This is a genomic window from Halorubrum sp. DM2, assembly GCF_901686465.1.
Lineage (GTDB): Archaea > Halobacteriota > Halobacteria > Halobacteriales > Haloferacaceae > Halorubrum.
In genome coordinates, this window is record NZ_LR594487.1 from 137555 (window position 1) to 158419 (window position 20865).

Below are 20865 nucleotides of genomic sequence, written 5' to 3' on the forward strand. Positions count from 1 at the left end.
GGGCAGCCGCGAGGGCGAAGGCGCGCGACGTAAGCACCGTAGGAGCGAGTGAAAGGAGCGACGAGGAGCGTGGTTCGAGAGAGCGAAGCTCTCTCGTCATCACGAAAGGCGCTTCGCGCCTTTCGAACGACAGCGAGCGCACCGAGTCCTCGCGGCTGGGGCTTCGGCGGTCTCGGTCAGAGGGTCGGTTACGACGAGGTTGGATACGTACAGCCGAGCGGCTGGGGCTTCGGCGGTGTTCACCCGAGCGCCACTAACCGCGTACAAACGGTTGCCAGCGACACCCGGACTTATGTAAAAAGGCCCAGCGACAGCGTCCAAACGCGCTTATCGGCCGAGTTCGTCGCGGAGGTCGCCCAGTTTGACCTCGCGTTCCGCGTGGGCGTTGTGCTGGTGGATCGACTCGTCGTTCGACTGTTTCATGTGGACCACGGCGTCGTCCGGGAGATGCGGGAACTCCTCGACGGTCCCCTCGGCGAGGGCGCGGACGCAGTCCTCGACGAACTTCGCGTCCGCGTGGGCCTCGTAGGTCATGTGGTCCTCGTCGGGCCGCTTCGCCATGTTGTAGATGCGCGCGCTCATCGAGTCGCGGGCGACGTCGATCACGTCCCGGAGGTCGACGTCGGGGTGGCCGTCGGTCGTGATCGTCAGCGTCGCGTGGCCGCGCTGGGAGTGGCCCGGCTGCGGGACGGCCTCTAAGAACTCCTCGGTCGTCTCCTCGTCGACGCCGAGTTCGGCGAGCTTGTCGCGGGCGCGGGACTCGCTCATCCCCTGCGAGCAGGGACAGACGGTCATCCCGGTGACCTCCGCGCCGATCTCCTCGCGCGTCCCGTCCTCGGTTGCGGTCGCGCTGGCGACGATCGTCGCCGTGCTCTGCGTCTCGATGCCGGACGCCGGCGTGTCCTCGCGGGTGACCAACTCCGCCGACATCGACACCTCCGCGGTGGTGGTGTAGTCGTGCTTTTCCAGAAGTCGCTCGGCGGCGTCGCCGCAGACGTCCTCGACGCGGTACGCCTCCTCGCGGGTGATGTCTTCGAGGATCTCGTCGACCGTCGCGAGGTTCCGCGACATGTCGATTCCCTTCCGGCCGCTGGGGAGGTCGACGAACACCTCGAACTCCGCCATGAGAACGATGGGACGCTTGTCGCCCCGCGCCAGCTTGACGAGCTTCTCCACGCCGGTGACGCCGACCTGCGAGAGCCCGACGGTGACGTCGGGCGCGGACGCCTGCACGTCCGGCAGCTGATGACTCATTACGAACGTGTTAGGGAACACCCGGGATTAGCCCTTTCGGAAGGGGAGGTCCGTCTGGTTGTCGCGCGTGCTATCCGGCACCGCACGGGGGATGTCCGCCCCCATGACCGTCGCGTGTGAGAGTCGTCAACGCGCTGCGGCCCGTAACGCACGATTTATAACGGCGGCAGCGGAAAGGATTCCAAGACCATGCCGAGTTCCAATGGGCCGCAGAAGGCGACTCGCGACAAGCTCTCGAACAAACCCCGTAACCGCGGCACCTCCCCGCCGCAGCGAGCGATCCAAGAGTTCGACGAGGGATCGCAGGTCCACCTCAAGATCGACCCCAGCGTCCCCAAAGGCCGCTTCCACCCGCGCTTCGACGGCCGGACGGGCACCGTCGTCGGCAAGCAGGGGTCGGCGTTCAAAGTCGAGATTCCGGACGGCGGCAAGACGAAGACGCTCATCGTCACCGCCGCCCACATGCGCGCCCAGCAGAACTGAGATGACGATCTTCAAAGAGAAGCTCGACGAGGAGTACGTCACCGTCTCCGAGGCGAAGGAGATCCTCGTGGAGATCGAAGACGAGCGCGCGGCCGACGAGGACCGCGACCTCCGCTACGAGCTGGCGCGCGCGATCGAACACGTCAACCGGTTCGCGGACCTCGACGCCGACGAGTCCCGCGAGCTGGTCGAGGAACTGACCGAGCTGGATCAGGTCGACGTGCCGACCGCGGTGAAGATCACGGACCTGCTCCCGGAGGACCGCACCGAGCTCCGCTCGGTGTTCGCCCAGGAGCGCTACTCGCTCGACGGCGAGGAGCTCGACGAGATCCTCAACGTCGTCGCGAAGTACGCCTGAACGCGGGCCGCCCTGTTCTCCGGTTGCCGCGTCTCCCACGTTTCTCCGAGTTCGACCGCGCTCGTTCGAGCGAGCGCCCGCTCTCGCCAGCGGTTTTTTCACCGCTCGGAGCGATAAACGATACATGGACCACGCCGACGGCGACGGGACGCCGGGCGACGATCGAGGTGGGGGTGGCAACGCCGCGGACACCGGAGCGGACGGTGTCGACGACGGCGGTCCCACCGCCGTCCTGCTCGACGTGCTGCTGAACGGACGCCCGGACGACGACCGCCCGCAGTCGCGCAAGTCGCCGGTGGCGTACGGGCTGGGAACCGACTCGTTCGCGTTGTACGAACTGACGCTCGACGGCGACGCGGACGTCTCGGTGGGCGACCGGATCGGGGTCGACGGCCCCGCGGTCGGCCGGTACCGCGAGGTGTCGTTCGACGACCTCACTCGGAACGCGGCCGCGGAGGTCGAGTACGCGGTCGAGGCGGTCGTCGAGGCGGACGAGGAGCGGTTCGTCGACTTCTACAACGAGGCGGGGCCGATCACCCTCCGGCTCCACCAGCTGAACCTGCTACCGGGGATCGGCAAGAAGCTGCGGAACGACCTGTTGGACGAGCGGAAGCGCGGTCCGTTCGAGAGCTTCGACGACGTCGAGGAGCGCATTGCCGGGCTTCACCGCCCGCAGGAGGTAATCTTAGAACGGATCGTCGAGGAGATCCGGGAAGACGACCTGAAGTACCGGACGTTCGTCGGCCGCGAGGAGTGAGCCGAAGCGGTCACCGGTCGGCAGCGATCCGGGCGTCGACTACGACGCGGGCGTCGACCCCGACCCGCCGCAGCGTCCCGGAAACGAGACTTTTACCCGAACTCCGCGTGTATCCCGGCCATGACCGACTCATCGACGGGTGAGGACGCCGCGTACGGGGGCCGCGACCCCGACGCGCTCGCGCGGCGGGCCGGCTCGCGCGCCGACCCCGACCGCGACCAGCACTTCCTCGTCGACGACCGAGTCCTCGACCGCATTCCCGGCTACCTCCCGGACGACGCCGACCGGAGCCACCTCTTGGAGATCGGCGGCGGCGCGGGCGCGCTGACGGACCGCCTGCTGGCGGCGGCGACCGCGGCCCCGACTGCCGACGCGACCCCGGCCGGGACCGCCGAACCGGGCCACGTGACGGTGATCGAGCGCGACGGGGTCTTCGCCGACTTCCTCCGCGAGGAGTTCGCGACCGCGGTCGCGGATGGCCTGCTCGACGTGGTCGAGGGCGACGCGCTCGACGTCGACCTCCCGCCCTTCTCGGCCTGCGTCGCGAACCTCCCGTACGGCGTCTCCTCGGAGATCGCGTTCCGGCTGCTCCCGGAGAAGAAGCCGCTCGTGTTGATGTTTCAGGCGGAGTTCGCCGAGCGCATGGTGGCGTCGGCCGGCGAGTCCGAGTACGGCCGGCTCTCGGTCTCCGCGCAACACTACGCCGACGTCGAGATCGTCGAGCGCGTCCCGAAGGAGGCGTTCGACCCGCAGCCGGCCGTCGAGAGCGCGGTCGTGCGCTGTACGCCCCGCGACCCCGAGTACACCGTCGGCGACGAGGCGTTCTTCCTTCGGTTCGTGAAGGCGCTTTTCACCCAGCGGCGCAAGACCGTGCGGAACGCGGTGCGGAACACGGCGCACATCTCCGGGCTCGACGACCCCGAGGCGGTCGTCGACGCGGCCGACGAGGAGCTACTGAGCAGCCGGCCGGGAACCTTGGAACCGGCGGCATTCGCCGCGCTAGCCGAGCTGGCCCGCGAACGCGGGTCACCGACGGAGTCGTGAGATGACGGGGTGGATCGGTCTCGCGGCGGACCTCCAGAGCGCGCTCGCGGGCAACCTCGGACGGTTCGCCGCCTCGGTGGGGATCGTCGTCACCGTGCTGGCGGTGCGGTACCTCACGGGACGACTGAAGCGGCGGGACGAGGATCTCACCTCCACCCAGCGGCTGCTGCTGTCGGCGGCGGTCGGCGTCGCCACCGCGCTGGGCGCGATCGCGCTGATCGCGGTGTGGGACCGGAGCGGCGCGCTCTTCGAGACCGCCCGGTCGGCGCTGAGCGCCGACCAGCTGTCGAACGTCGTCCTCGCCGTGATCCTGTTGGCGACCGCGTACGCGCTCACGGATTTCCTCGGCGGCGTCATCCGCGAGATCGGTACCGAGAGCGCGTCGATCTCCCAACATCAGCAGGAGGTGATCCTCCGGATCACGCAGCTGACCGTCTACACCGCGGCGCTGGTCTCCGTCGTCGGGCTGTTCACCGACAACGTCGGAAGCCTCCTCGTCGGCGCGGGGTTCCTCGGGATCGTGGTCGGGATGGCGGCGCGGCAGACGCTCGGCGCGATACTGGCCGGCTTCGTGTTGATGTTCTCTCGACCGTTCGAGGTCGGCGACTGGGTCGAGATCGGCGACCACGAGGGAACGGTGACGGAGATATCGATCATGAGCACGCGGCTGCGCTCGTTCGACGGCGAGGTGATCACGATGCCGAACGATACCGTCCGGTCGGGGTCGATCGTCGACCGCTCGCGGCGGAACCGCCTGCGGATCGAAGTCGAGGTCGGCGTCGACTACGACACCGACGTCGAGCGCGCGGCCGCGGTCGTCGAGGAGGCGGCCGCGGGCGTCGAGGACGTCGCCGAGATGCCCGAGCCGAACGCCGTGACGAAGCGGTTCGCGGACTCCGCGGTCGTGTTGGGGCTCCGCTACTGGATCCGCAACCCCAGCATGCGGAAGCGCTGGCGGACCCAGACGGCCGCCATGGGAGCGATGAAGGACGCGCTCGAAGCCGAGGGGATCGTCATCCCGTTCCCGCAGCAGACGCTCTCCGCCCGCTCGGACGACGCCTCCGGGCCGCAACTGGACGCGTCGGTCGAGGACCGGGCCGGGACGCGCGGCGAGTCCAGAGACGGGGGCGGGTCGCGAGACAGCGGCGGATCGAGAGGTGGCGACGACGGGTCGGGTGAGTCCGAGCGATGACCGACGACCTCGCAGCGCGTCGCGGGGTCGACGACGCCGTCGTCTACCAGCCCGCCGAGGACTCCGGCCTGCTCGCGGAGGCGGCGCTCGCGGAGGCGCACGGACGCGTCCTAGAGGTGGGAACGGGGTCGGGATGGGTCGCCCAGCAGATCGCCGAGGAACGCGGCCTCGATACCGTCGGTAGCGACCTCAACCCCCACGCGGCGCGGCAGGCCCGCGAGCGCGGCGTCGAGGGGGTCGTCGCCGACCTCTGCTCGCCGTTCCGGGCCGACGCGTTCGACACGGTGTGTTTCAACCCCCCGTACCTCCCGACCGACCCGGACAACGAGTGGGACGATTGGATGGAACACGCGCTCTCAGGCGGCGAGTCGGGCCGCGCGCTCATCGAGCCGTTCCTCGACGACGTGGGCCGCGTGCTCGCGCCCGGCGGCGTGGTCCTGCTTCTGGTCTCCTCGCTCACCGGCTACGACGAGGTACTGGCGCTGACCGAGGACGCCGGATTCGCGCCCGAGCCGGTCGTCGAGGAGTCGTTCCCGTTCGAGACGCTCACCGTGTTGGCGCTGCGACGAGAGTGAGACGGCGTCGTCCGCCCGCGTCTCCACCCACTGTTTAATTACTGAGAAGCATAAGGTACATTAGAAAATATTATACGACGGCATATCGAACGAACGGTGATGACCGAACGAGTCGCGGCCACGCCGGGGTTGTACCCGCTCCCGGACTGGGCGAAAGAGACGCTCTCGGACCTGAAGGGCCACCAGAAGGGGGACCTCCTGAGCGGCGACGAGAGCGAGGCGATAGTCGGGGAGTACGCCGAGGTGCGCGCCGAGTACGTCGACGACCAGCTCGACGCCGGCCTGGATCTGGTCTCCGAGGGGCAGGGGCGCTGGGACGACATGATCGCGCACCCGCTCACGGTTCACGACGCCGTCGAGACCGGCGGGATCGTGCGGTACTACGACAACAACAACTTCTACCGCGACCCGCGGGTCGTCGACGACCTCGGCTTCTCGGGCGACGTGGCGCGCGAGCTGGAGCGGGCGAGCGACCTGCTCGCCGACGCCGACGGCGCTGCGGACGCGCCGCTCGCCGCCACGCTCCCCGGCCCGTACTCGCTCGCGGAGCTGGCGACCGACGACCACTACGGCGACGAGGCCGAGTTCCAGGCCGCGATCGCCGAGTTCCTCGCCGGGGAAGTCGAAGCGTTCCCGGCCCACGAGACGCTGTTCCTGCTGGAGCCGTCGCTGGTGACGACTCCGCCCGCGGAGGGCGAGGAGTCGACGGCGACCGACGCGATCGCGACCGTCGCCGACGCGACCGACGCCGACGTGGTCGTCCAGACCGCCTACGGCGCGCTCGGCGAGAAGCTGTACGCCCACCTCGTCGACGAGGCGGGTGCGGACGCGCTCGGACTCGATCTGGTCGCCGGCGACCGCGACGACACCGTCTACAACGTTCAGGAGTTCGGCGCGACCGACTCGCTCGCCCTCGGCCTCGTCGACGGGCAGAACACGCTCGTCGAGGAGCCGGAGACGATCGCGGAGCGCGTCGAGTGGTTCGAGTCGCAGATCCCGAACGAGGCGTTCGACCGGACCTACCTGACGCCGAACACCGAACTGTTCTACCTGCCGACCAACAAGTACCGCGCGAAGCTGAACACGCTCGCCGCCGCCACGGAGGTGCTCGACTGATGGCCCGAAACCCCGCCGCCAACCGCGACCAGTTCCGCCCCGACGACCATCCGAACGACACGTTCCTGCTCTCGACGGTCGTCGGCTCGTACCCGAAGCCGAAGTGGCTCAACCGCGCGGACGAACTCGTCGACGACCCGGACTCGAAGTTCGACGATTCGGACCTCGAAGAGGCCCACGACGACGCCTGTCGGCTCATCACGCACGAGCACGAGCGCGCCGGGCTCGACACGGTCGTCGACGGCGAGATGCGCCGCAACGAGATGGTGGAGTTCTTCGCCGACCGCATCGACGGCTACGAGTTCAACGGCCCCGTGAAGGTGTGGGGCCACAACTACTTCGACAAGCCGTCGGTCGTCGAGGAGGTCGAGTACGACGAGCCGTGGCTGGTCGACGAGTTTGAGTTCACGTCCTCGGTCGCCGAGCGCCCCGTCAAGGTCCCGATCACCGGCCCGTACACCCTCGGATTCTGGGCGTTCAACGAGGCGTACCCCTCCACCGAGGAGCTCGTGTACGACCTCGCGGACCTCGTCAACGAGGAGGTTGAGAAGCTGGTCGAGGCCGGCGCGCGCTACATCCAGATCGACGAGCCGGCGCTGGCGACGACGCCGGAGGACCACGCCATCGTCGGCGAGGCGCTCGAACGGATCGCCGCCGGCATCCCGGAGGAGGTCCGGATCGGCCTCCACGTCTGTTACGGCGACTACTCGCGGGTGTACCCCGAGGTCAACGACTACCCGATCGACGAGTTCGACATCGAGCTCTCGAACGGCGACTACGAGCAGATTCCCGTCCTCGAAGAGCCCGAACTCGAACCGGACCTCGCGCTCGGCGTCGTCGACGCCCACACCGCCGAGGTGGAGTCGGTCGAGGAGATCAAACGGAACATCCGGCAGGGCCTCCGCGTCGTCCCGCCGGAGAAGCTCACGATCTCGCCCGACTGTGGGCTGAAGCTCCTCCCGCGCGAGATCGCGTACGGCAAGACCGAGAACATGGTGACCGCGGTCCGCGAGGTCGAGACCGAGATCGACGCCGGTGAGATCGACCTCGACAACCCGCTCGCCGACGACTGAGGCGATCCTGCTGCCGTTTTATTTTCATTCTATCTCACTCTGAGACAGCCGTTGGAGGGTGCTTGCTCATGACTCGGAGGTAACGAACAGGGTGGCAAGTGAGAGTCCTATAGAGACCGCCATGAGTGGCTCCCAAGCTCCAGTCTGTCCCGTGTAGTAGGCGGCTGCAATAGCGCCGACACACCCGAGCGCATACACACTTACTTCAACATCTTCTTCAACAACGACCTTCGGAACTGAATTTTCGGCCATTGATCACGAGCTATCGTGTCAGATTATAAATATTGTGTTCGCAAAGAGGGGTAGTGTTCAGATAAGCTGATTCCATGCGAAGGCGAAGGATCTGAGCCACTCGTTTGCTGTTTCTGCTTCGGCGTTGCTGAAACAGTTTGAGAAACTGGTAGTTCTGCGTTTTACCTCACGAAAAACACGTTCGACGCTGTTCCGATTTCCATGTCGTTCGTATCTAAAATCGAGGCCGTGTTTGCGACAGGCTCGCTGAAGTGGAGCCGCGCCATCAACGAGAAAGATCGCGTCATCTACATCGTGTTTTTCGCGAAGTTCCGCGAAAAACCGATCTGCGATCGCGTTATTTCTCGTCGGCTCAAGCCGTGTGTGTAGTAAATCGTTCGAATCAGGGTCGACAGCAGCGTACAGCCAATATTGTTCATTATCGAGTTGAATCACTGTCTCATCAACCGCGACGTGATTCGGGCTCCGGCCAGTTTCTGGCTGTAGATCGGCTTTGTGAACCCAATTATGAACGGTCGATCGAACTCGATCAACACCGAATACCTCAAGAAACGAAACAGTATTCGAAAGCGATAGTCCAGACAAATGGAGCTGAATACTGAGCTTCATCAACAGCCTCGGTGTTGCTTCTCGCTCCACAAACTCTAAGTTGATCTCGTCTAAACAGCCGCTGAGGCGGTCGTTTTTTGGCATAGAACACTTTGAAAACGCACCGCCTCACTTTCAAACCTTATCTGAACACCGCCCAAAGAGGTATGATAACTTCTTATCCTGTACTGAACGACCGGGATCTCAAAACAGTCACTCGGATCATGGCAGGGTCGCCACTCCAGCGACGCCATTTATAAGGCCACACCGAACCCACCGCCGCCATGGATATCGGTCTCACCGTCGGCGACGACCTCGACCGACTCGCGGCGTCGCCGGCGCGGTTCGAGTTCTGCGAGCTCGGGATCGGCGAGCCGACGCTCGTGCCCGGCGAGATTGACCCCGACCGACTGGGCGACGCGCTCGACGGCCGCGACCTGCTCGTCCACCTCCCGTACGGCCAGCGGCTGGCGACGTACGTCCCCGAGGTCAACGACGCCATCGTCGACTACCAGCGTCGACTCCTGAACGCGGCCGGCGACCTCGGCGCGGAGAAGGCGGTCCTCCACGCCACCTCCGCCGACCGCGACGACGTAGCGTTTCGGGAGACGGCCGCCGAGCAGCTCCGTCGGGTCGCCGACGCCGGCCGCGAGGCGGGCGTCGAGGTCGTCGTCGAGAACGTCGGCCACCAGCACGCGGGGCTCCAGCTCTCCGTCCTCGGCGACCTCGCTCGGGAGACGGACTCCCCGATCTGTTTCGACCTCGGCCACGCGTACATGGAGGAGGGAAACAAGGCGATACAGCGGTTCCTCCGGAGCCACGGCGACCGGATCTCCCACCTCCATTGCCATGACGTGCGCCGCCGCGGCGACACGCACCTCCCCGTGGGGGCCGGCGAGGTCGACTACGAACTCGTCGCGTCCGAGCTCTCCGGCTTCGACGGGACGGTCGCGCTGGAGGTGTTCACCGACGACGAGACGCTGCTCATCGATTCGGCCGAGCGCGTCGCCGATCGGCTCGGTGCGTCCTTCTGAGACCGCGACTCAGTTCGCCGGGTCGTCGGGGCGCTCGTCGTCCGCGTCGTCCGAGCCGTCCGCCTCGTCGCCCGATCTCCCGTCGTCTCCCGCCGAATCGTCGTCCGCTGCCGCGTCCTCGTCCGCTTGCGCGTTCTCGTCTGCCACCGGTCCATCGGCCGCGTCCGCGGCCGCGGTCCGGTCCTCGTCGAACTGCCGCTTGATCGACTCCAACTCGGACTCGACGTCGACCTCCGGGGCGTCGTCTTCGTCCTCGTCATCGAGGCTGCCGCCCGCTTCGTCGTCTCCCTCTCCGGGCTCGGTCACGTCGATCCGGACCGGACTCCCGTCGGCGTCGGTTCGTCGGTCCGCCTCGTCCTGCTCTCCGTCGTCCCGGCCTCGGTTCCGGTCGCGGTCGCGTCCGGTCCGTCGGTCTCGCGCCGAATCCGCCTCTCGCCGTCCCTCGTCGATCCGGGCTTCGATCTCCGCGGTGAGGTCGCGGGCGTCGGCGATGATCGAGCGCGAGGCGGCCTCCTCGGGAAGGTCCGCCTCCGAGAGCGCGGTCCGAAGCTCCGAGAGCGACCGCGAGAGGCCGGCGCTCGCGCCGTCGCGGACGTCCGCGAGGCGGTCGCTCGCTCCCTCCGTCCCCTCGGCGACGCTCCGCCCGGGGTCGGCGAGCCGGAGGGTGCCCTGGAGCAGTTCGAGCGACTTGATCGTCGTCTCCAGCAGCGCGATGAGCGTCGGGATGGTGTACTGCTCGGTGAACCGGACCAGCTCTGAGAGCCGGGGCGGCCGCGGGGGACCGCGGCGGTCGCGCTCGGTCTCCCGGAGGTCGGCCCGGAGTTCGCCCAACACGTCCTCCAGCTCGTCGAGCCGCTCCTCGAGGCCGTCGTCGCGCGGGTCGCGGGAACTCATACCGCGCCGTAGGCGGTCCGCGGATAAAAAGCCCGGCAGCGAGGGCGGCTCAGAACCCCTCGCGCAGGTGGGTCGTCCGCGGCGGGAACAGCGCGCGGAGGTCGTCCGCGACCCCGTCGCCTCCAGCCGCCTCGTCGACCGAGAGCCCACCGCCCCGGATCACCTCGTCGACCGACCGATACCCGACGTACAGCTGCGAGAGCGCACCGATGTCGACCGCGGCGTCCGCGATCCCGCGCTCCGCGTCAGTGTCGCTCCCACACTCCGCGTCGGCGGTCTCGTCGTCCACCGGCCCGACCGTCACCGTCCCGTCCGCGGCGGCGACCCGGTAGGTCCGGTCGTTCCAGTCGGCGAGGGGGTCGTTCACCGAGAGCGAGAACGCGCCCTCGACCGCCGGATCGGGGGAGAGTACACCGAGCGCGGCGGCGACGTCGACGAGCCGGACCATCGGTCCGGTACGGAGTTCGCAGTCGATGGCCCGGGGGTCGTCGACGAGATCGAGCAGGGGGGAGTCCGGCGGCGCGCGCACCCGGACCTCGTCGACCTGCGAGTCGTGATTCCGGAAGAAGCGCAGCAGTTGGAACCACGCCTCGTCGTCCGCGACGGCGACGTCGGTGACGCGCAGCGCCGGGTCGTCCACGTCCGGCTCGTCGTGGAAGCTGTACGCGCAGACGGCCCGGAGGTCGCCGTCCCGCTCCCACCCGTAGACGAACGGGTCGGTCTTCCACCCCTGAAGGGTCCGCTCGCGCCACCACTCCTCGGTCCAGTCCATCGTCAGGTCGTAGCGGTCCGCCATCGACGCGAGGACGGGCTTCACGGCCGCGTAGTCGTCCTCGTCGAGTCGGCGGAAGGCCCCCGCCTCGTCGCCCGCGGTCGCGACCAAGTCGTCGACGAACCCCAACTCGGCCGGCGGCGCGGTCAGGCGGCGGTAGCGGCTCGCGGTCGCCCAGCCGAAGCCGGCGTAGAACGGGTACTCGAAGGGCCACAGCGTCGAGACGGACACGCCGCGCTCGCGGTATTCCGCCAGCGACTCCCGGAGCATCCGGCCGACGTTCCCCCGCCGGCGGCGCTCCGGCGGGGACGCGACCGCGGAGAGGCCGGCGACCTCGCGGTCGTCGCCGCGGATCCGCAGCGAGAAGTAGTGGTGCGCGCAGACCGCGACCGGTTCGTCGCCGTCGAACAGGCCCCGCCTGTCGGCGATGGTGTCGTGGTCGTCGGCCTCCTCCGGGTCGTACGGTCCCGTCTCGGGCGAGAACGCGTACCGCATGAACGCGGCGAACTCGTCGCCGCGCTCGTCGGGGAACGGTCGGTACTCCATACCCGGTCGGTTCGGGGAAGCCGAATAAGTCTTCTCGAAGCGTGCGAGGGGTTCCCGTTCTCGGCCCGTCTCAGTCGAACCGCCCGCGGCGGTACTGGACCGGCCAGTCGGCCTCTTCGCCGAGTTCGTGGGCGGCCTCAAGCGGCCAGTGGGGGTGCCGGAGCATTTCGCGGCCGAGCGCGACCAGATCGGCCCGCCCGTTCCTGATCAGGGCGTCGGCGTGGGTCGGCTCCGTGATCCCGCCGACCGCGGCGACTGGCACGTCGGTGCCCTCGCGGATCGCCTCGGCGTAGGGGACCTGATACCCCGGTCCCGCGCTGGGGATCTGCTGGTCGGGGGAGATCCCGCCGCCGGAGACGTCGATCAGGTCGGCTCCGGCCTCGGCGAGCGCGGGGGCCAGCCGGACCGAGTCGTCCACGTCCCACGAGTCGCGGTCGGGGAGCCAGTCCGTCGCGGAGATGCGGACGAAGACGGGATCGCCGTCGGGCCAGACCTCGCGGACGGCCGCGACGACCTCGCGCAGGAGTCGAGTGCGGTTCTCGAAGCTCCCGCCGTACTCGTCGTCCCGGTCGTTGGTGACCGGCGAGAGGAACTGGTGAAGCAGGTAGCCGTGGGCGGCGTGGACCTCCGCCACCTCGAAGCCGATCTCACGCGCGCGCTCCGCGGCGGCCGCGAACGACTCGATCACCTCGTCGATCCCCTCGGCGTCCAGCCGCCGGGTGTCGGTCAGGTCGCCCGCGTCGACGCTCGGATGCGGGTACGGCTCGTCGGTCGCGGAGACGGTCTCCCAGCCGTCCGGCTCGTCGGCGGGGATGGGGTCGCTCCCCTCGGCCGGCGGGCGGTGCGAGGCCTTCCGTCCGGCGTGGGCCAGCTGGATCCCCGGGGTCGCGCCCTGCGACCGCACGAACTCGACGATCGGTTCGATCGCCTCGGCGTGCTCGTCGGACCAGATCCCGAGGCAGTTCGGCGTGATCCGTCCCTCGGGCGCGACGGCCGTCGCCTCGGTCATCACGACCCCGGCACCGCCGGCGGCCCGGGAGCCGAGGTGGACCCGGTGCCAGTCGTTCGCCAGCCCGTCGTCGGCGGAGTACTGGCACATCGGCGACAGCATGACGCGATTCCGGAACTCCGCGTCGCGCAGCGTGAGCGGCGTGAACAGGGTGTCGGTCACGAGCGGGTGAACGACCGCCGGGATCTAAGACCCTCCGATCACCCGTGCGGATCGCCGCGGCCGGTTTAGGCCGACCGAAATCTATATGCCCGCCCCTCCCTGACCGGGTAGTAATGACAACGGGAGACCGGATCGAGCGGGACGTCGAGTCGGCGGCCGACGAACGGCCGACCGTCGCCGCGACCCGCTGTTCGCAAGAGCGGACCGTCTTCACCGAACAGGGCAACACCGACGCGTGGATCGCGACCGACCTCACGGTCGATCTGGAACGGTAGCGAACCGCTTCGCCGAACATCTCCGCTGAACGCTTCCACCAGACCTCTCCGCCGATTCCGCCGGACCGCGGTGTCCCTCTCCGTCCGCCGCTCGGCGACGCCGGCCCTCACTCTTCGGAGCGCACGGCGTCTTCCGATGACCCGGAAGCTCGCGTCGTCGACGCGACTTCCGCCTCCGCGCCCCCCTCGTGCGCGCCTTTCTCCCGGTTGCGTCGCTCGTCGACGAGCGCGCGGATCCGGTCGAGGATCGCGTCGTACCGGCCTCGGTCGGAGCCCTTCTCGAAGTACGCGTCCGCGCCGGCACCGAACGCCGCCGCTTCCCCCTCCTCACTCGGACACGTGGTGTAGAACACGACCGGAAGCCTAGGATCCGTCTCGCGCAGCCGTTCGGCCAGCTCTACCCCGGTTCCGTCCGGGAGGCGCTGTTCCGTCACGACGCAGTCGACCGCGACCCGCTCGCCGTCGACCTCGACGCCCGCGTCGACGGCGTCGAGCGCGTCCGCGGCGCAGTCCACGGAGCGGACCCGAATCCGACCGGTGTGCCGCCGTGCGAACGCCTCCAGTAGCTCCGCGGAGCGGACGTTCGGCTCGACGTGGAGGACGGTGGTCGGCTCTCGGTCGGCGATTTCGGACCCATCGGTGGGCGATTCGGTTCGGTCGGCGGCTGCGTGCGGGTCTGCGCGTGTGTCGGACGGTGAGTGGTCAGTCATGTGTTGTGGTGGCGGGGCGACGACTCTGCGGGAAGCAACTTACTACGAAAGTTGTTATCTTTCTTCATATTATCTTCCGGGCGTCACCGGCATAATGATTGCGCGATCACCGTTGTCACGGCCCGCAAGGCCGATTATTCGGTAGTACAACGAGAAAAACCACCGGACGCCGGGCGGCCGGTAGCAGAAAATTGATCCGGAAAACCGGTCGCGAACCGTCGACCCACTTCTCGCCGCTTACGCGAACAGGTTGCGGGCCTCGCGGACCGCGTCGACGAGCGCGTCGACCTCCTCGACGGTGTTGTAGAAGTAGAAGGAGGCGCGCGCCGAGGCGGCGACGCCCATCTCGTCGTGGAGCGGCTGCGTACAGTGGTCGCCGGCGCGGATCGCGACGCCGTAGTCGTTGAGGATGCTGGAGAGGTCGTGCGCGTGGACGCCGTCGACGTTGAACGCGACGAGTCCGCCGCGGTCGTCGCCCGGCGGGCCGTAGATCTCGACGCCGCCGAGCGCCTCCAGTTCGTCGTAGGCGTACTCGGCCAGCAGGTCCTCGTGGGCCTCGATCCGGTCCATCCCGATCTCCTCCAGATACTCTATCGCGGCCGCGAGACCGATCCCCTGCGCGATGGAGGGCGTGCCGGCCTCGAACTTCCACGGGAGGTCCTCCCACGTGGAGTCCTCGAAGGAGACGCGCCGGATCATGTCGCCGCCGTAGAGGTACGGCTGCATCCCCTCTAAGATCTCCTCGCGGCCGTACAGCGCGCCGATACCGGTCGGCCCGCACATCTTGTGGCCGGAGAACGCGAGGAAATCGACGCCGAGCTCCTCGACGTCGACCGGTCGCGTCGGCACCGACTGCGCGGCGTCGGCGAAGATCAGCGCGTCGCGGTCGTGCACCAACTCGGCCAGCTCGCCGATCGGGTTCACGGTGCCGAGCGTGTTCGAGACGTGGACGACGGAGACCATCTCGGTGTCGTCGTCGATGAGTTCGGCCGCGTGGTCCATGTCGAGTCGCCCCCCGTCGGTGACGTCGATGAAGCGCACGTCGGCACCGGTCCGCTTGCCGATCTGCTGCCAGGTGACGAGCGAGGCGTGGTGTTCCATCTCGCTGAGGACGACGTTGTCGCCCGGACCCAGCTCTTCGAGTCCCCACGCGTAGGCGACGAGGTTCATCGCCTCCGTCGTGTTCTTGGTGAAGACGATCTCCTCGCGGCCCGCGGCACCGATGAAGTCGGCGACCGCGTCGTGGGCCTCCTCGTAGGCCACGGAGGCCTCCTGGCTCAACTGGTGGATCCCGCGGTGGACGTTCGCGTTGTAGCTCCGGTAGTAGTCGGAGATGGTGTCGACCACCGGGTCGGGCGTGTGCGAGGTCGCCGCGTTGTCGAGGTAGACGAGCGGCGTGTCGTCGCCCTCGCCCTCGCCCGCGGTCTCGGGGTCCCCGCCGACCTTCCGGTCGAGGATCGGGAAGTCGGCGCGGAGCGCCTCCACGTCGAACGGGTACTGTCCTTGAACTCCCATTACCCGATATGGGGTCCCGAACACTAACACACCTTCGGTCCGGTACGTCTTGCGGGTACCGCGGACGCCGGGAAATCCGGCGCTCCGCCTACTCTCCCCAGTCCGGGTTCGCCCGCGGCGGCGAGAAGATGTCGTAGCCGACGACCGGTTCGTCGCCGCGGTTCGCCGCGGCGTGGGGCTCGCCGCCGGGGATCACGTACGTGTCGCCCGCCTCGACGACGCGCTCCTCCCCGTCGACCACGAACGTGATCGACCCCGCGGTTATGGTTCCGATCTGCTCGTGCGGGTGGTCGTGTTCCGGTACCGCCTCGCCCGGGTCGATCTCGAACCGCTGGATGCTCATCTCCTCGCCGACGGCCCCCTGCGTGAGGAACACGCCGTCGACCGCCTCGACCGCCTCCACGTCCGCGTCCGGTACGACGTCCATACGCGTCCCCCCGACCCGGAGCCACCTAAATCCGCGGGAGCGGTCCGTCCCGCTCCGTCACGGGAACGGGTGGTACTCCCGGTCGAGCGCCGGCTCGAACCCCATCGACCGCGGCACCTCGCGGGCGCGGTCGCCGAAGAACGGCTCGCCGGTGAAAAGCGGCTGCGCGCCCGGGACCAGCACCCGGACGGCCTCGAAGCCCAGCGCCGCGAGGTCACGCGTCGTCACCCGCGCGACGTACGGGTCGAGTCCGACGCGCTCGACGCGGTCGACGACGGCCGCCAGCTCCTCGGTCCCCGACGGCTCCGGCTCTCCCACCTCCGCGGCCGAGACGGTTGCGTCCGGATCGAAGAACGCCGCCGTCTCGGCCGGCCGATCGGCGTGGTGGCCGATCGCCGCGCCCTGCTCGTCGGCCGCCTCTCGTCCCATCGAGCGCAGTTCCGTCCAGTTCTGGAGCGCCTCGGCGAGCGCGCTCCGCGCCGCCGCGGCCGGGTCGAGGTCGGCACCCGACCCCGCGGCGAACCGCGGCCACTCGCCCTCGCGCTCGACCGCGACCGCGACGACGGGCACGTCCATGTCGGTCGTGACGAGCAGCGGCGTCGCCGACAGCGACTCCGCGCGCGCCCGCTTCTCCAGCTCGGCGAACCCCGGATCGTCGACGTCGAGTCCGAGCGGCTCCGTTTCGGAGTACCAGCTGATCATCGTCGCGTCGCGCTCGATCGCCTCGTACAGCCCCGAGAGCGCGGCGTCCGGCCCGGAGCTGCCCAGCCCGAGCCCGGTCGTGATCGGCGGCCGATACCGGCGCTCCGGCGGCGGGAAGTGGACGAACTCCGCCGGGAGGCTCGCCGGCTCGCCGGTTCCGAGACGCTCGCCGCGCACCCACGCCAGCCGGTCGTCCCGGTCGTACGCCTCGGCCCCGTCGGGGCGGACGAACGCGTCCGGCGTCACGGGGTTCGGGACGTTCGCGGCCGGCGCGCGCGTGAACGACGCCTCGCGGTAGATCCCGGCCGCGTACCGCTCTAACCCCTCGCCGAGCGCCTTCATGAACGCGGCGTCCCAGTCGGCCGCCGCGCCGCCGCCGAAGTCGACCGCGTCGCCGTCCGAGAAGGGCGTCGTGTCCGCGACCCGCGCGACGTAGTACGGCACGGGGAACGACTCCTGCTCGCCGACCTCGCTCAGGGGGCCGATACGGGGGTCGACCGCGCGCTCCGCGCGGTCGATCGTCTCGTCGAGGCCGCGCTCGACGTGGTCTCTCGGGAGCGCGTCGTCTGGGTCGACGCCGCAGCCGCAGCCCGGAACGGGCAGCAGCGTCCGCTCGCCGCCGGGCACCTCGACGACGGTGTCCGCCACCGGGTCGCCGGCGAGCAGTCGGATCGCCCGTCGCCCCGCCACCGCGCCGGCGTAGCGCACCGCGGACCGGCGGCCCGTCGGCGCGTCGACCGGCTCCGCCCCGCCGCTCTCGACGCGGGCGCGTAGGCAGTCGTAGCAGGCGTCGTCGAAGACGGTCACCGCGGCGTCGAGGTCGGCGAGGGGGACGCCCCCCAGCCCGCCGACCTCGACGGCGATCCAGCGGTCGAGCAGTTCGTTCGCGGCCGCGAACGACGACGACCCGGCGGTGTCGACGACGACCGCCAAGTCGAACCCATCGAGCAGGTCCGGCTCGACCGGCATCGCGTTCACGTCGACGTCCCCGAGCGCGGCGCTTACGGCCTCGACTGCGGGACCGTCGCCGACAAGTCCGATGTCCATACCCGGTCGACGCGAGGGGTCGAAAAAAAGCCGCGGGTCCGTGGTGCGAGCGCGCCCGCGCCACGGACCCGTGGTCGGAAAATCGGAGCGGAGGTGAGCGGCGTCGGGCGGCGGGGGAGCGGTCAGGCCGGGGTCGCGGCCATCAGATCGGCGGCCTCGACGGCCAGTTCCTCGGCGTCGACGCCCTGAAGGCGCTCGTCGCCGAGCTTCAGCCGGAGCCGCGGTCGGCCGACGTCGATCGGGACCTTCTCGGTGTCGATGATCCCGAGGTCTTCGAGCCGGGTCTTCGTCCGGGAGAACGTCGCCTTCGAGGCGATGCCGACGTCCTCGCCCCACTTCGAGATGTCGTAGAGGAGCACGTCGTTCTTCGCCGCGACGAGCAGCGAGACGGTCACCTCGTCGAGGTCGACACCCCCGTCGCCCTCGGTCGCGGCGAGCACGGCGTCGAAGTCGGCGCGGGCCTCCGCGCCGATCTCGGACTCCAGCGTCTCGCGGACCCGGCTGATCGCCGGCGTGCGGAGCGTGTACGTCGCCGCGTCGTCGAACGCGCTCCGGTGGGTCTCGTACACCTCGTCGACGAACTCGCCGTCGTCGGTCGAGAGCGCGGCGACGCCCTCCCCGACGGTGACCAGCGCGACGACCCGGGACGGGGAGACGAACAGCGCGTTGTCGACCTCGCCGTCGAGCACCCGGAGATCCAAGGCCCCGTCGGCGACGAGGTCCGCGGCTCGGGACGCGACGACGAAGTCGTCGAACACGTCCTTGAGCGTTCGTTCGTCCGCGAGCATCGACAGCGTCGGGAGGTCGTCCCGCCCGACGGCGGTCTCGACCAGCGATTCGATCGTCTCCGCCGACGGGTCCACGACGAGCAGTTCGTCGTCGTCCCCGGCGAAGGCCGCTTCGAGCGCCGCCTCGACGTCGGACTCCAGTAAATTCGACACCATTTATCTCTCCGGATAAAAGCCGGTTGCGTATTTAATATTAACGGGATTTAGAGGGCGAACAACCTCCGTAGCGGGCCTGAAACGGCTAAAAAGCGGATATTCCGGTCAGTAGAGATGGAGGCGGTCCGTGCTAGTGCCGGGCCTCGGCGCGTCGGTGGGTGCGGGAGTTCTTCCGGGGGCGCGACGGAGCCAATTTCCGACGGCGACGGAAGGATTAATGCGCGGTCGCGCCCGGGTTTCACACATGGATCACGAGCACGTCCGGGAAGTCGACCCGGCGGTCGCCGACGCGCTGGCGGGCGAACGCGACAGACAGGAGCAGACGCTCGCGATGATCGCGAGCGAGAACCACGTGAGCGAGGCGGTCTTGGAGGCGCAGGGGAGCGTCCTCACCAACAAGTACGCCGAGGGGTATCCGGGGTCGCGCTACTACGCCGGCTGCGAGTACGCCGACGAGGTCGAGGAGCTGGCCGTCGAGCGCGCCAAGGAGCTGTGGGGCGCGGACCACGTCAACGTCCAGCCCCACTCCGGCACGCAGGCGAATCAAGCGGTGTACTACTCGGTCCTCGAACCGGGCGACAAGATCCTCTCGCTGGAGCTGAACCACGGCGGCCACCTCTCGCACGGCCACCCCGCGAACTTCACCGGGCAGCTGTACGACGTCGAGCAGTACGAGGTGGACACCGAGACCGGCTACATCGACTACGAGGGGCTCCGCGAGGCAACCGAGGAGTTCGAGCCGGACATCGTCGTCTCGGGCTACTCTGCGTACCCGCGCACGGTCGAGTGGGAGCGGATCCAGGCCGCCGCCGACGCGGTCGACGCCTACCACCTCGCGGACATCGCCCACATCACCGGCCTCGTCGCCGCCGGGGTCCACCCCTCCCCGGTGGGCGTCGCCGACTTCGTCACCGGCTCGACCCACAAGACGATCCGCGCCGGCCGCGGCGGGATCGTGATGTGCGACGAGGAGTTCGCGGACGACGTCGACGCCGCGGTGTTCCCCGGCGGGCAGGGCGGCCCGCTGATGCATAACATCGCCGGCAAGGCGGTCGGCTTCAAGGAGGCCTTAGCGCCCGAGTTCGAGGCGTACGCACAACAGGTGGTCGACAACGCCGAGGTGCTCGCCGAGACGCTTCAGGGACACGGCCTCTCTCTGGTCTCCGGCGGGACCGACAACCACCTGATCCTGGCCGACCTGCGCGACTCGCATCCCGACCTCTCGGGCGGCGAGGCGGAGGACGCGCTCGCGGCCGCGAACGTCGTCCTCAACGGGAACACGGTGCCCGGCGAGACGCGGTCGCCGTTCGACCCCTCCGGGATCCGCGCCGGCACCGCCGGACTCACCACGCGCGGGTTCGACGAGGACGCCATCGAGGAGGTCGGCGACCTGATCTACCGCGTCGTCGACGACGTCGACAGCGAGGACGTGATCTACGAGGTCGGCGAGCGCGTCGTCGAACTCTGTGAGGCGCACCCGCTGTACGAGTAGCGACCGGTCGCCACCGCCTTCGACGACACCCGCGCCGTCCCGCGGGAGAGATCCGTGCGTAAAAGTGGGGGCGGGTCCCACGGGTCGGTATGGACGCTCCGCCGTTTCTCGCCGCTCGCCTCGACCGCGACGCCGCGCCGCTCGCCGTCGGGGACGTGATCGCGTTGCTCGCTCTCCTGACCGTCGGAACGCTCAACCACACCTCGGTCGAGTTCCTGACCGCGAACCCGCTGTACCTCCCCGAGGTGTACGCGCCCTTCCTGATCGCGTGGGTCCTGATCGCGCCGCTCGTCGGTGCCTACTCCGCGGGCGCGGCCGAGACCGCGAAGTCGTCGGTCCCGCTCGTGGTCCGGTCGTGGATCCCCGCCGCGGTCGTCGGCCTCGCGCTCCGCGCGTTCGTCTTCCGGGGCGGTGCCGAACTCAGCTTCGCCGCGGTGATGCTCGTGTTGGGATCGCTCGCGCTCGGCGGCTGGCGCGCGCTCTACTTCCGGCTTCGCTAACTCTTCTTGTCCGGTTCGGCTTCGCTAACTCTCCTTGTCCGGTTCGGCTTCGGTCGCCATCCCCCGTCCGGTCCGGGCGGGCGGTCGTCCGCGTGGCGCTCGACCGATCGCCGGCTCCTGTACCGTTTAGTCCCCGGGTCTCGA

At 69.0% G+C, this 20865-nt stretch carries 23 protein-coding genes; 12 read left to right on the top strand and 11 right to left on the bottom strand.

Features of this window, described 5'->3' with window-relative positions:
• Positions 1-327: 327 nt before the first annotated feature.
• The gene (mptA, locus tag QOL69_RS00695) at positions 328-1254 is read right to left on the bottom strand and encodes a GTP cyclohydrolase MptA (protein ID WP_048078149.1); all 927 of its coding nucleotides are present in this window, start codon (positions 1252-1254) and stop codon (positions 328-330) included.
• Between the two features lie 189 nt (positions 1255-1443).
• Between mptA and QOL69_RS00700 the strand changes: the two genes are divergently transcribed.
• The 8 genes from QOL69_RS00700 to QOL69_RS00735 all read left to right on the top strand — a co-directional run bounded on the left by QOL69_RS00700 (position 1444) and on the right by QOL69_RS00735 (position 7852).
• On the top strand, positions 1444-1737 hold the full coding sequence (locus QOL69_RS00700) for a 50S ribosomal protein L21e (RefSeq protein ID WP_006112901.1): 294 nt from the start codon (positions 1444-1446) through the stop codon (positions 1735-1737).
• A 1-nt stretch (position 1738) separates the two neighbouring features.
• Positions 1739-2095: an RNA polymerase Rpb4 family protein gene (locus QOL69_RS00705; RefSeq protein ID WP_048078150.1), complete on the top strand. Its 357-nt coding sequence runs from the start codon at positions 1739-1741 to the stop codon at positions 2093-2095.
• 124 nt (positions 2096-2219) lie between these two features.
• A complete protein-coding gene (locus tag QOL69_RS00710; RefSeq protein ID WP_283401643.1) occupies positions 2220-2852 on the top strand; it encodes a DUF655 domain-containing protein in 633 nt (210 codons plus the stop codon).
• Between the two features lie 120 nt (positions 2853-2972).
• A complete protein-coding gene (locus QOL69_RS00715) occupies positions 2973-3896 on the top strand; it encodes a 16S ribosomal RNA methyltransferase A (RefSeq protein ID WP_283401644.1) in 924 nt (307 codons plus the stop codon).
• 1 nt (position 3897) lies between these two features.
• Complete coding sequence (locus QOL69_RS00720) at positions 3898-5088, top strand: mechanosensitive ion channel family protein (RefSeq protein ID WP_283401645.1); 1191 nt, start codon at positions 3898-3900, stop codon at positions 5086-5088.
• Positions 5085-5663, top strand: a complete 579-nt coding sequence (locus QOL69_RS00725) for a HemK2/MTQ2 family protein methyltransferase (protein WP_283401646.1) — start codon at positions 5085-5087, stop codon at positions 5661-5663. Before QOL69_RS00720 ends, QOL69_RS00725 begins: the two co-directional genes overlap by 4 nt.
• A gap of 99 nt (positions 5664-5762) precedes the next feature.
• The gene (locus QOL69_RS00730) at positions 5763-6779 is read left to right on the top strand and encodes a 5-methyltetrahydropteroyltriglutamate--homocysteine methyltransferase (RefSeq protein ID WP_283401647.1); all 1017 of its coding nucleotides are present in this window, start codon (positions 5763-5765) and stop codon (positions 6777-6779) included.
• Positions 6779-7852 (top strand): methionine synthase, encoded by a 1074-nt coding sequence (locus QOL69_RS00735; RefSeq protein WP_283401648.1) that lies wholly within the window; start codon positions 6779-6781, stop codon positions 7850-7852. Before QOL69_RS00730 ends, QOL69_RS00735 begins: the two co-directional genes overlap by 1 nt.
• A gap of 66 nt (positions 7853-7918) precedes the next feature.
• Here QOL69_RS00735 and QOL69_RS00740 read toward each other — a convergent pair whose 3' ends face one another.
• A complete protein-coding gene (locus QOL69_RS00740) occupies positions 7919-8104 on the bottom strand; it encodes a hypothetical protein (RefSeq protein WP_079890681.1) in 186 nt (61 codons plus the stop codon).
• A gap of 57 nt (positions 8105-8161) precedes the next feature.
• Positions 8162-8797 carry an IS6 family transposase gene (locus QOL69_RS00745; RefSeq protein ID WP_283401649.1) on the bottom strand — a complete coding sequence of 212 codons (636 nt, stop codon included), beginning with the start codon at positions 8795-8797 and terminating at the stop codon, positions 8162-8164.
• Between the two features lie 179 nt (positions 8798-8976).
• Here QOL69_RS00745 and QOL69_RS00750 point away from each other — a divergent pair, with 179 nt between their 5' ends.
• Positions 8977-9726 (top strand): sugar phosphate isomerase/epimerase family protein, encoded by a 750-nt coding sequence (locus tag QOL69_RS00750; RefSeq protein WP_283401650.1) that lies wholly within the window; start codon positions 8977-8979, stop codon positions 9724-9726.
• A gap of 9 nt (positions 9727-9735) precedes the next feature.
• Here the strand turns inward: QOL69_RS00750 and QOL69_RS00755 are convergent, their stop codons facing one another.
• The 3 genes from QOL69_RS00755 to QOL69_RS00765 form a co-directional block, all read right to left on the bottom strand.
• Positions 9736-10620 carry a DUF7547 family protein gene (locus QOL69_RS00755; protein ID WP_283401651.1) on the bottom strand — a complete coding sequence of 295 codons (885 nt, stop codon included), beginning with the start codon at positions 10618-10620 and terminating at the stop codon, positions 9736-9738.
• A 49-nt stretch (positions 10621-10669) separates the two neighbouring features.
• On the bottom strand, positions 10670-11938 hold the full coding sequence (locus tag QOL69_RS00760; RefSeq protein ID WP_283401652.1) for a GNAT family N-acetyltransferase: 1269 nt from the start codon (positions 11936-11938) through the stop codon (positions 10670-10672).
• A 70-nt stretch (positions 11939-12008) separates the two neighbouring features.
• Positions 12009-13109, bottom strand: a complete 1101-nt coding sequence (locus tag QOL69_RS00765; RefSeq protein WP_283401653.1) for an NADH:flavin oxidoreductase/NADH oxidase — start codon at positions 13107-13109, stop codon at positions 12009-12011.
• Between the two features lie 113 nt (positions 13110-13222).
• Here QOL69_RS00765 and QOL69_RS00770 point away from each other — a divergent pair, with 113 nt between their 5' ends.
• Positions 13223-13384, top strand: coding sequence for a DUF7331 family protein (locus tag QOL69_RS00770; RefSeq protein ID WP_195155810.1), 162 nt, complete (start codon positions 13223-13225; stop codon positions 13382-13384).
• 107 nt (positions 13385-13491) lie between these two features.
• On the opposite strand, the gene QOL69_RS00775 is transcribed toward QOL69_RS00770, so the two are convergent.
• From QOL69_RS00775 to QOL69_RS00795, 5 genes are all read right to left on the bottom strand, one after another.
• Positions 13492-14094, bottom strand: a complete 603-nt coding sequence (locus tag QOL69_RS00775) for a response regulator (RefSeq protein ID WP_283401654.1) — start codon at positions 14092-14094, stop codon at positions 13492-13494.
• 237 nt (positions 14095-14331) lie between these two features.
• On the bottom strand, positions 14332-15609 hold the full coding sequence (locus QOL69_RS00780; RefSeq protein ID WP_283401655.1) for an aminotransferase class V-fold PLP-dependent enzyme: 1278 nt from the start codon (positions 15607-15609) through the stop codon (positions 14332-14334).
• Positions 15610-15697: 88 nt separating this feature from the next.
• Positions 15698-16036 (bottom strand): cupin domain-containing protein, encoded by a 339-nt coding sequence (locus QOL69_RS00785; protein WP_283401656.1) that lies wholly within the window; start codon positions 16034-16036, stop codon positions 15698-15700.
• 57 nt (positions 16037-16093) lie between these two features.
• Positions 16094-17785 carry a YcaO-like family protein gene (locus tag QOL69_RS00790; protein WP_283401657.1) on the bottom strand — a complete coding sequence of 564 codons (1692 nt, stop codon included), beginning with the start codon at positions 17783-17785 and terminating at the stop codon, positions 16094-16096.
• A 122-nt stretch (positions 17786-17907) separates the two neighbouring features.
• Entirely contained in the window at positions 17908-18729 is an 822-nt protein-coding gene (locus tag QOL69_RS00795) for a transcriptional regulator TbsP (RefSeq protein WP_283401658.1), read from the bottom strand.
• Between the two features lie 244 nt (positions 18730-18973).
• On the opposite strand from QOL69_RS00795, the gene glyA reads away from it, so the two are divergent.
• Positions 18974-20221 (top strand): serine hydroxymethyltransferase, encoded by a 1248-nt coding sequence (gene glyA / locus QOL69_RS00800; protein ID WP_283401659.1) that lies wholly within the window; start codon positions 18974-18976, stop codon positions 20219-20221.
• An 89-nt stretch (positions 20222-20310) separates the two neighbouring features.
• Positions 20311-20721, top strand: a complete 411-nt coding sequence (locus QOL69_RS00805) for a DUF3054 domain-containing protein (protein WP_048078161.1) — start codon at positions 20311-20313, stop codon at positions 20719-20721.
• The last annotated feature ends 144 nt before the right edge of the window (positions 20722-20865 follow it).

What these genes read in the sequence shown, in the direction of transcription:
- QOL69_RS00805 (WP_048078161.1), top strand. Translation starts at nt 20,311, where the DNA reads ATGGACGCTCCGCCGTTTCTCGCCGCTCGCCTCGACCGCGACGCCGCG.
- QOL69_RS00705 (WP_048078150.1), top strand. Translation starts at nt 1,739, where the DNA reads ATGACGATCTTCAAAGAGAAGCTCGACGAGGAGTACGTCACCGTCTCC.
- QOL69_RS00740 (WP_079890681.1), bottom strand. Translation starts at nt 8,104, where the DNA reads ATGGCCGAAAATTCAGTTCCGAAGGTCGTTGTTGAAGAAGATGTTGAA.
- QOL69_RS00750 (WP_283401650.1), top strand. Translation starts at nt 8,977, where the DNA reads ATGGATATCGGTCTCACCGTCGGCGACGACCTCGACCGACTCGCGGCG.
- QOL69_RS00710 (WP_283401643.1), top strand. Translation starts at nt 2,220, where the DNA reads ATGGACCACGCCGACGGCGACGGGACGCCGGGCGACGATCGAGGTGGG.
- QOL69_RS00720 (WP_283401645.1), top strand. Translation starts at nt 3,898, where the DNA reads ATGACGGGGTGGATCGGTCTCGCGGCGGACCTCCAGAGCGCGCTCGCG.
- QOL69_RS00745 (WP_283401649.1), bottom strand. Translation starts at nt 8,797, where the DNA reads ATGCCAAAAAACGACCGCCTCAGCGGCTGTTTAGACGAGATCAACTTA.
- QOL69_RS00785 (WP_283401656.1), bottom strand. Translation starts at nt 16,036, where the DNA reads ATGGACGTCGTACCGGACGCGGACGTGGAGGCGGTCGAGGCGGTCGAC.
- QOL69_RS00780 (WP_283401655.1), bottom strand. Translation starts at nt 15,609, where the DNA reads ATGGGAGTTCAAGGACAGTACCCGTTCGACGTGGAGGCGCTCCGCGCC.
- QOL69_RS00700 (WP_006112901.1), top strand. Translation starts at nt 1,444, where the DNA reads ATGCCGAGTTCCAATGGGCCGCAGAAGGCGACTCGCGACAAGCTCTCG.
- glyA (WP_283401659.1), top strand. Translation starts at nt 18,974, where the DNA reads ATGGATCACGAGCACGTCCGGGAAGTCGACCCGGCGGTCGCCGACGCG.
- mptA (WP_048078149.1), bottom strand. Translation starts at nt 1,254, where the DNA reads ATGAGTCATCAGCTGCCGGACGTGCAGGCGTCCGCGCCCGACGTCACC.
- QOL69_RS00755 (WP_283401651.1), bottom strand. Translation starts at nt 10,620, where the DNA reads ATGAGTTCCCGCGACCCGCGCGACGACGGCCTCGAGGAGCGGCTCGAC.
- QOL69_RS00795 (WP_283401658.1), bottom strand. Translation starts at nt 18,729, where the DNA reads ATGGTGTCGAATTTACTGGAGTCCGACGTCGAGGCGGCGCTCGAAGCG.
- QOL69_RS00775 (WP_283401654.1), bottom strand. Translation starts at nt 14,094, where the DNA reads ATGACTGACCACTCACCGTCCGACACACGCGCAGACCCGCACGCAGCC.
- QOL69_RS00790 (WP_283401657.1), bottom strand. Translation starts at nt 17,785, where the DNA reads ATGGACATCGGACTTGTCGGCGACGGTCCCGCAGTCGAGGCCGTAAGC.
- QOL69_RS00715 (WP_283401644.1), top strand. Translation starts at nt 2,973, where the DNA reads ATGACCGACTCATCGACGGGTGAGGACGCCGCGTACGGGGGCCGCGAC.
- QOL69_RS00735 (WP_283401648.1), top strand. Translation starts at nt 6,779, where the DNA reads ATGGCCCGAAACCCCGCCGCCAACCGCGACCAGTTCCGCCCCGACGAC.
- QOL69_RS00770 (WP_195155810.1), top strand. Translation starts at nt 13,223, where the DNA reads ATGACAACGGGAGACCGGATCGAGCGGGACGTCGAGTCGGCGGCCGAC.
- QOL69_RS00760 (WP_283401652.1), bottom strand. Translation starts at nt 11,938, where the DNA reads ATGGAGTACCGACCGTTCCCCGACGAGCGCGGCGACGAGTTCGCCGCG.
- QOL69_RS00730 (WP_283401647.1), top strand. Translation starts at nt 5,763, where the DNA reads ATGACCGAACGAGTCGCGGCCACGCCGGGGTTGTACCCGCTCCCGGAC.
- QOL69_RS00725 (WP_283401646.1), top strand. Translation starts at nt 5,085, where the DNA reads ATGACCGACGACCTCGCAGCGCGTCGCGGGGTCGACGACGCCGTCGTC.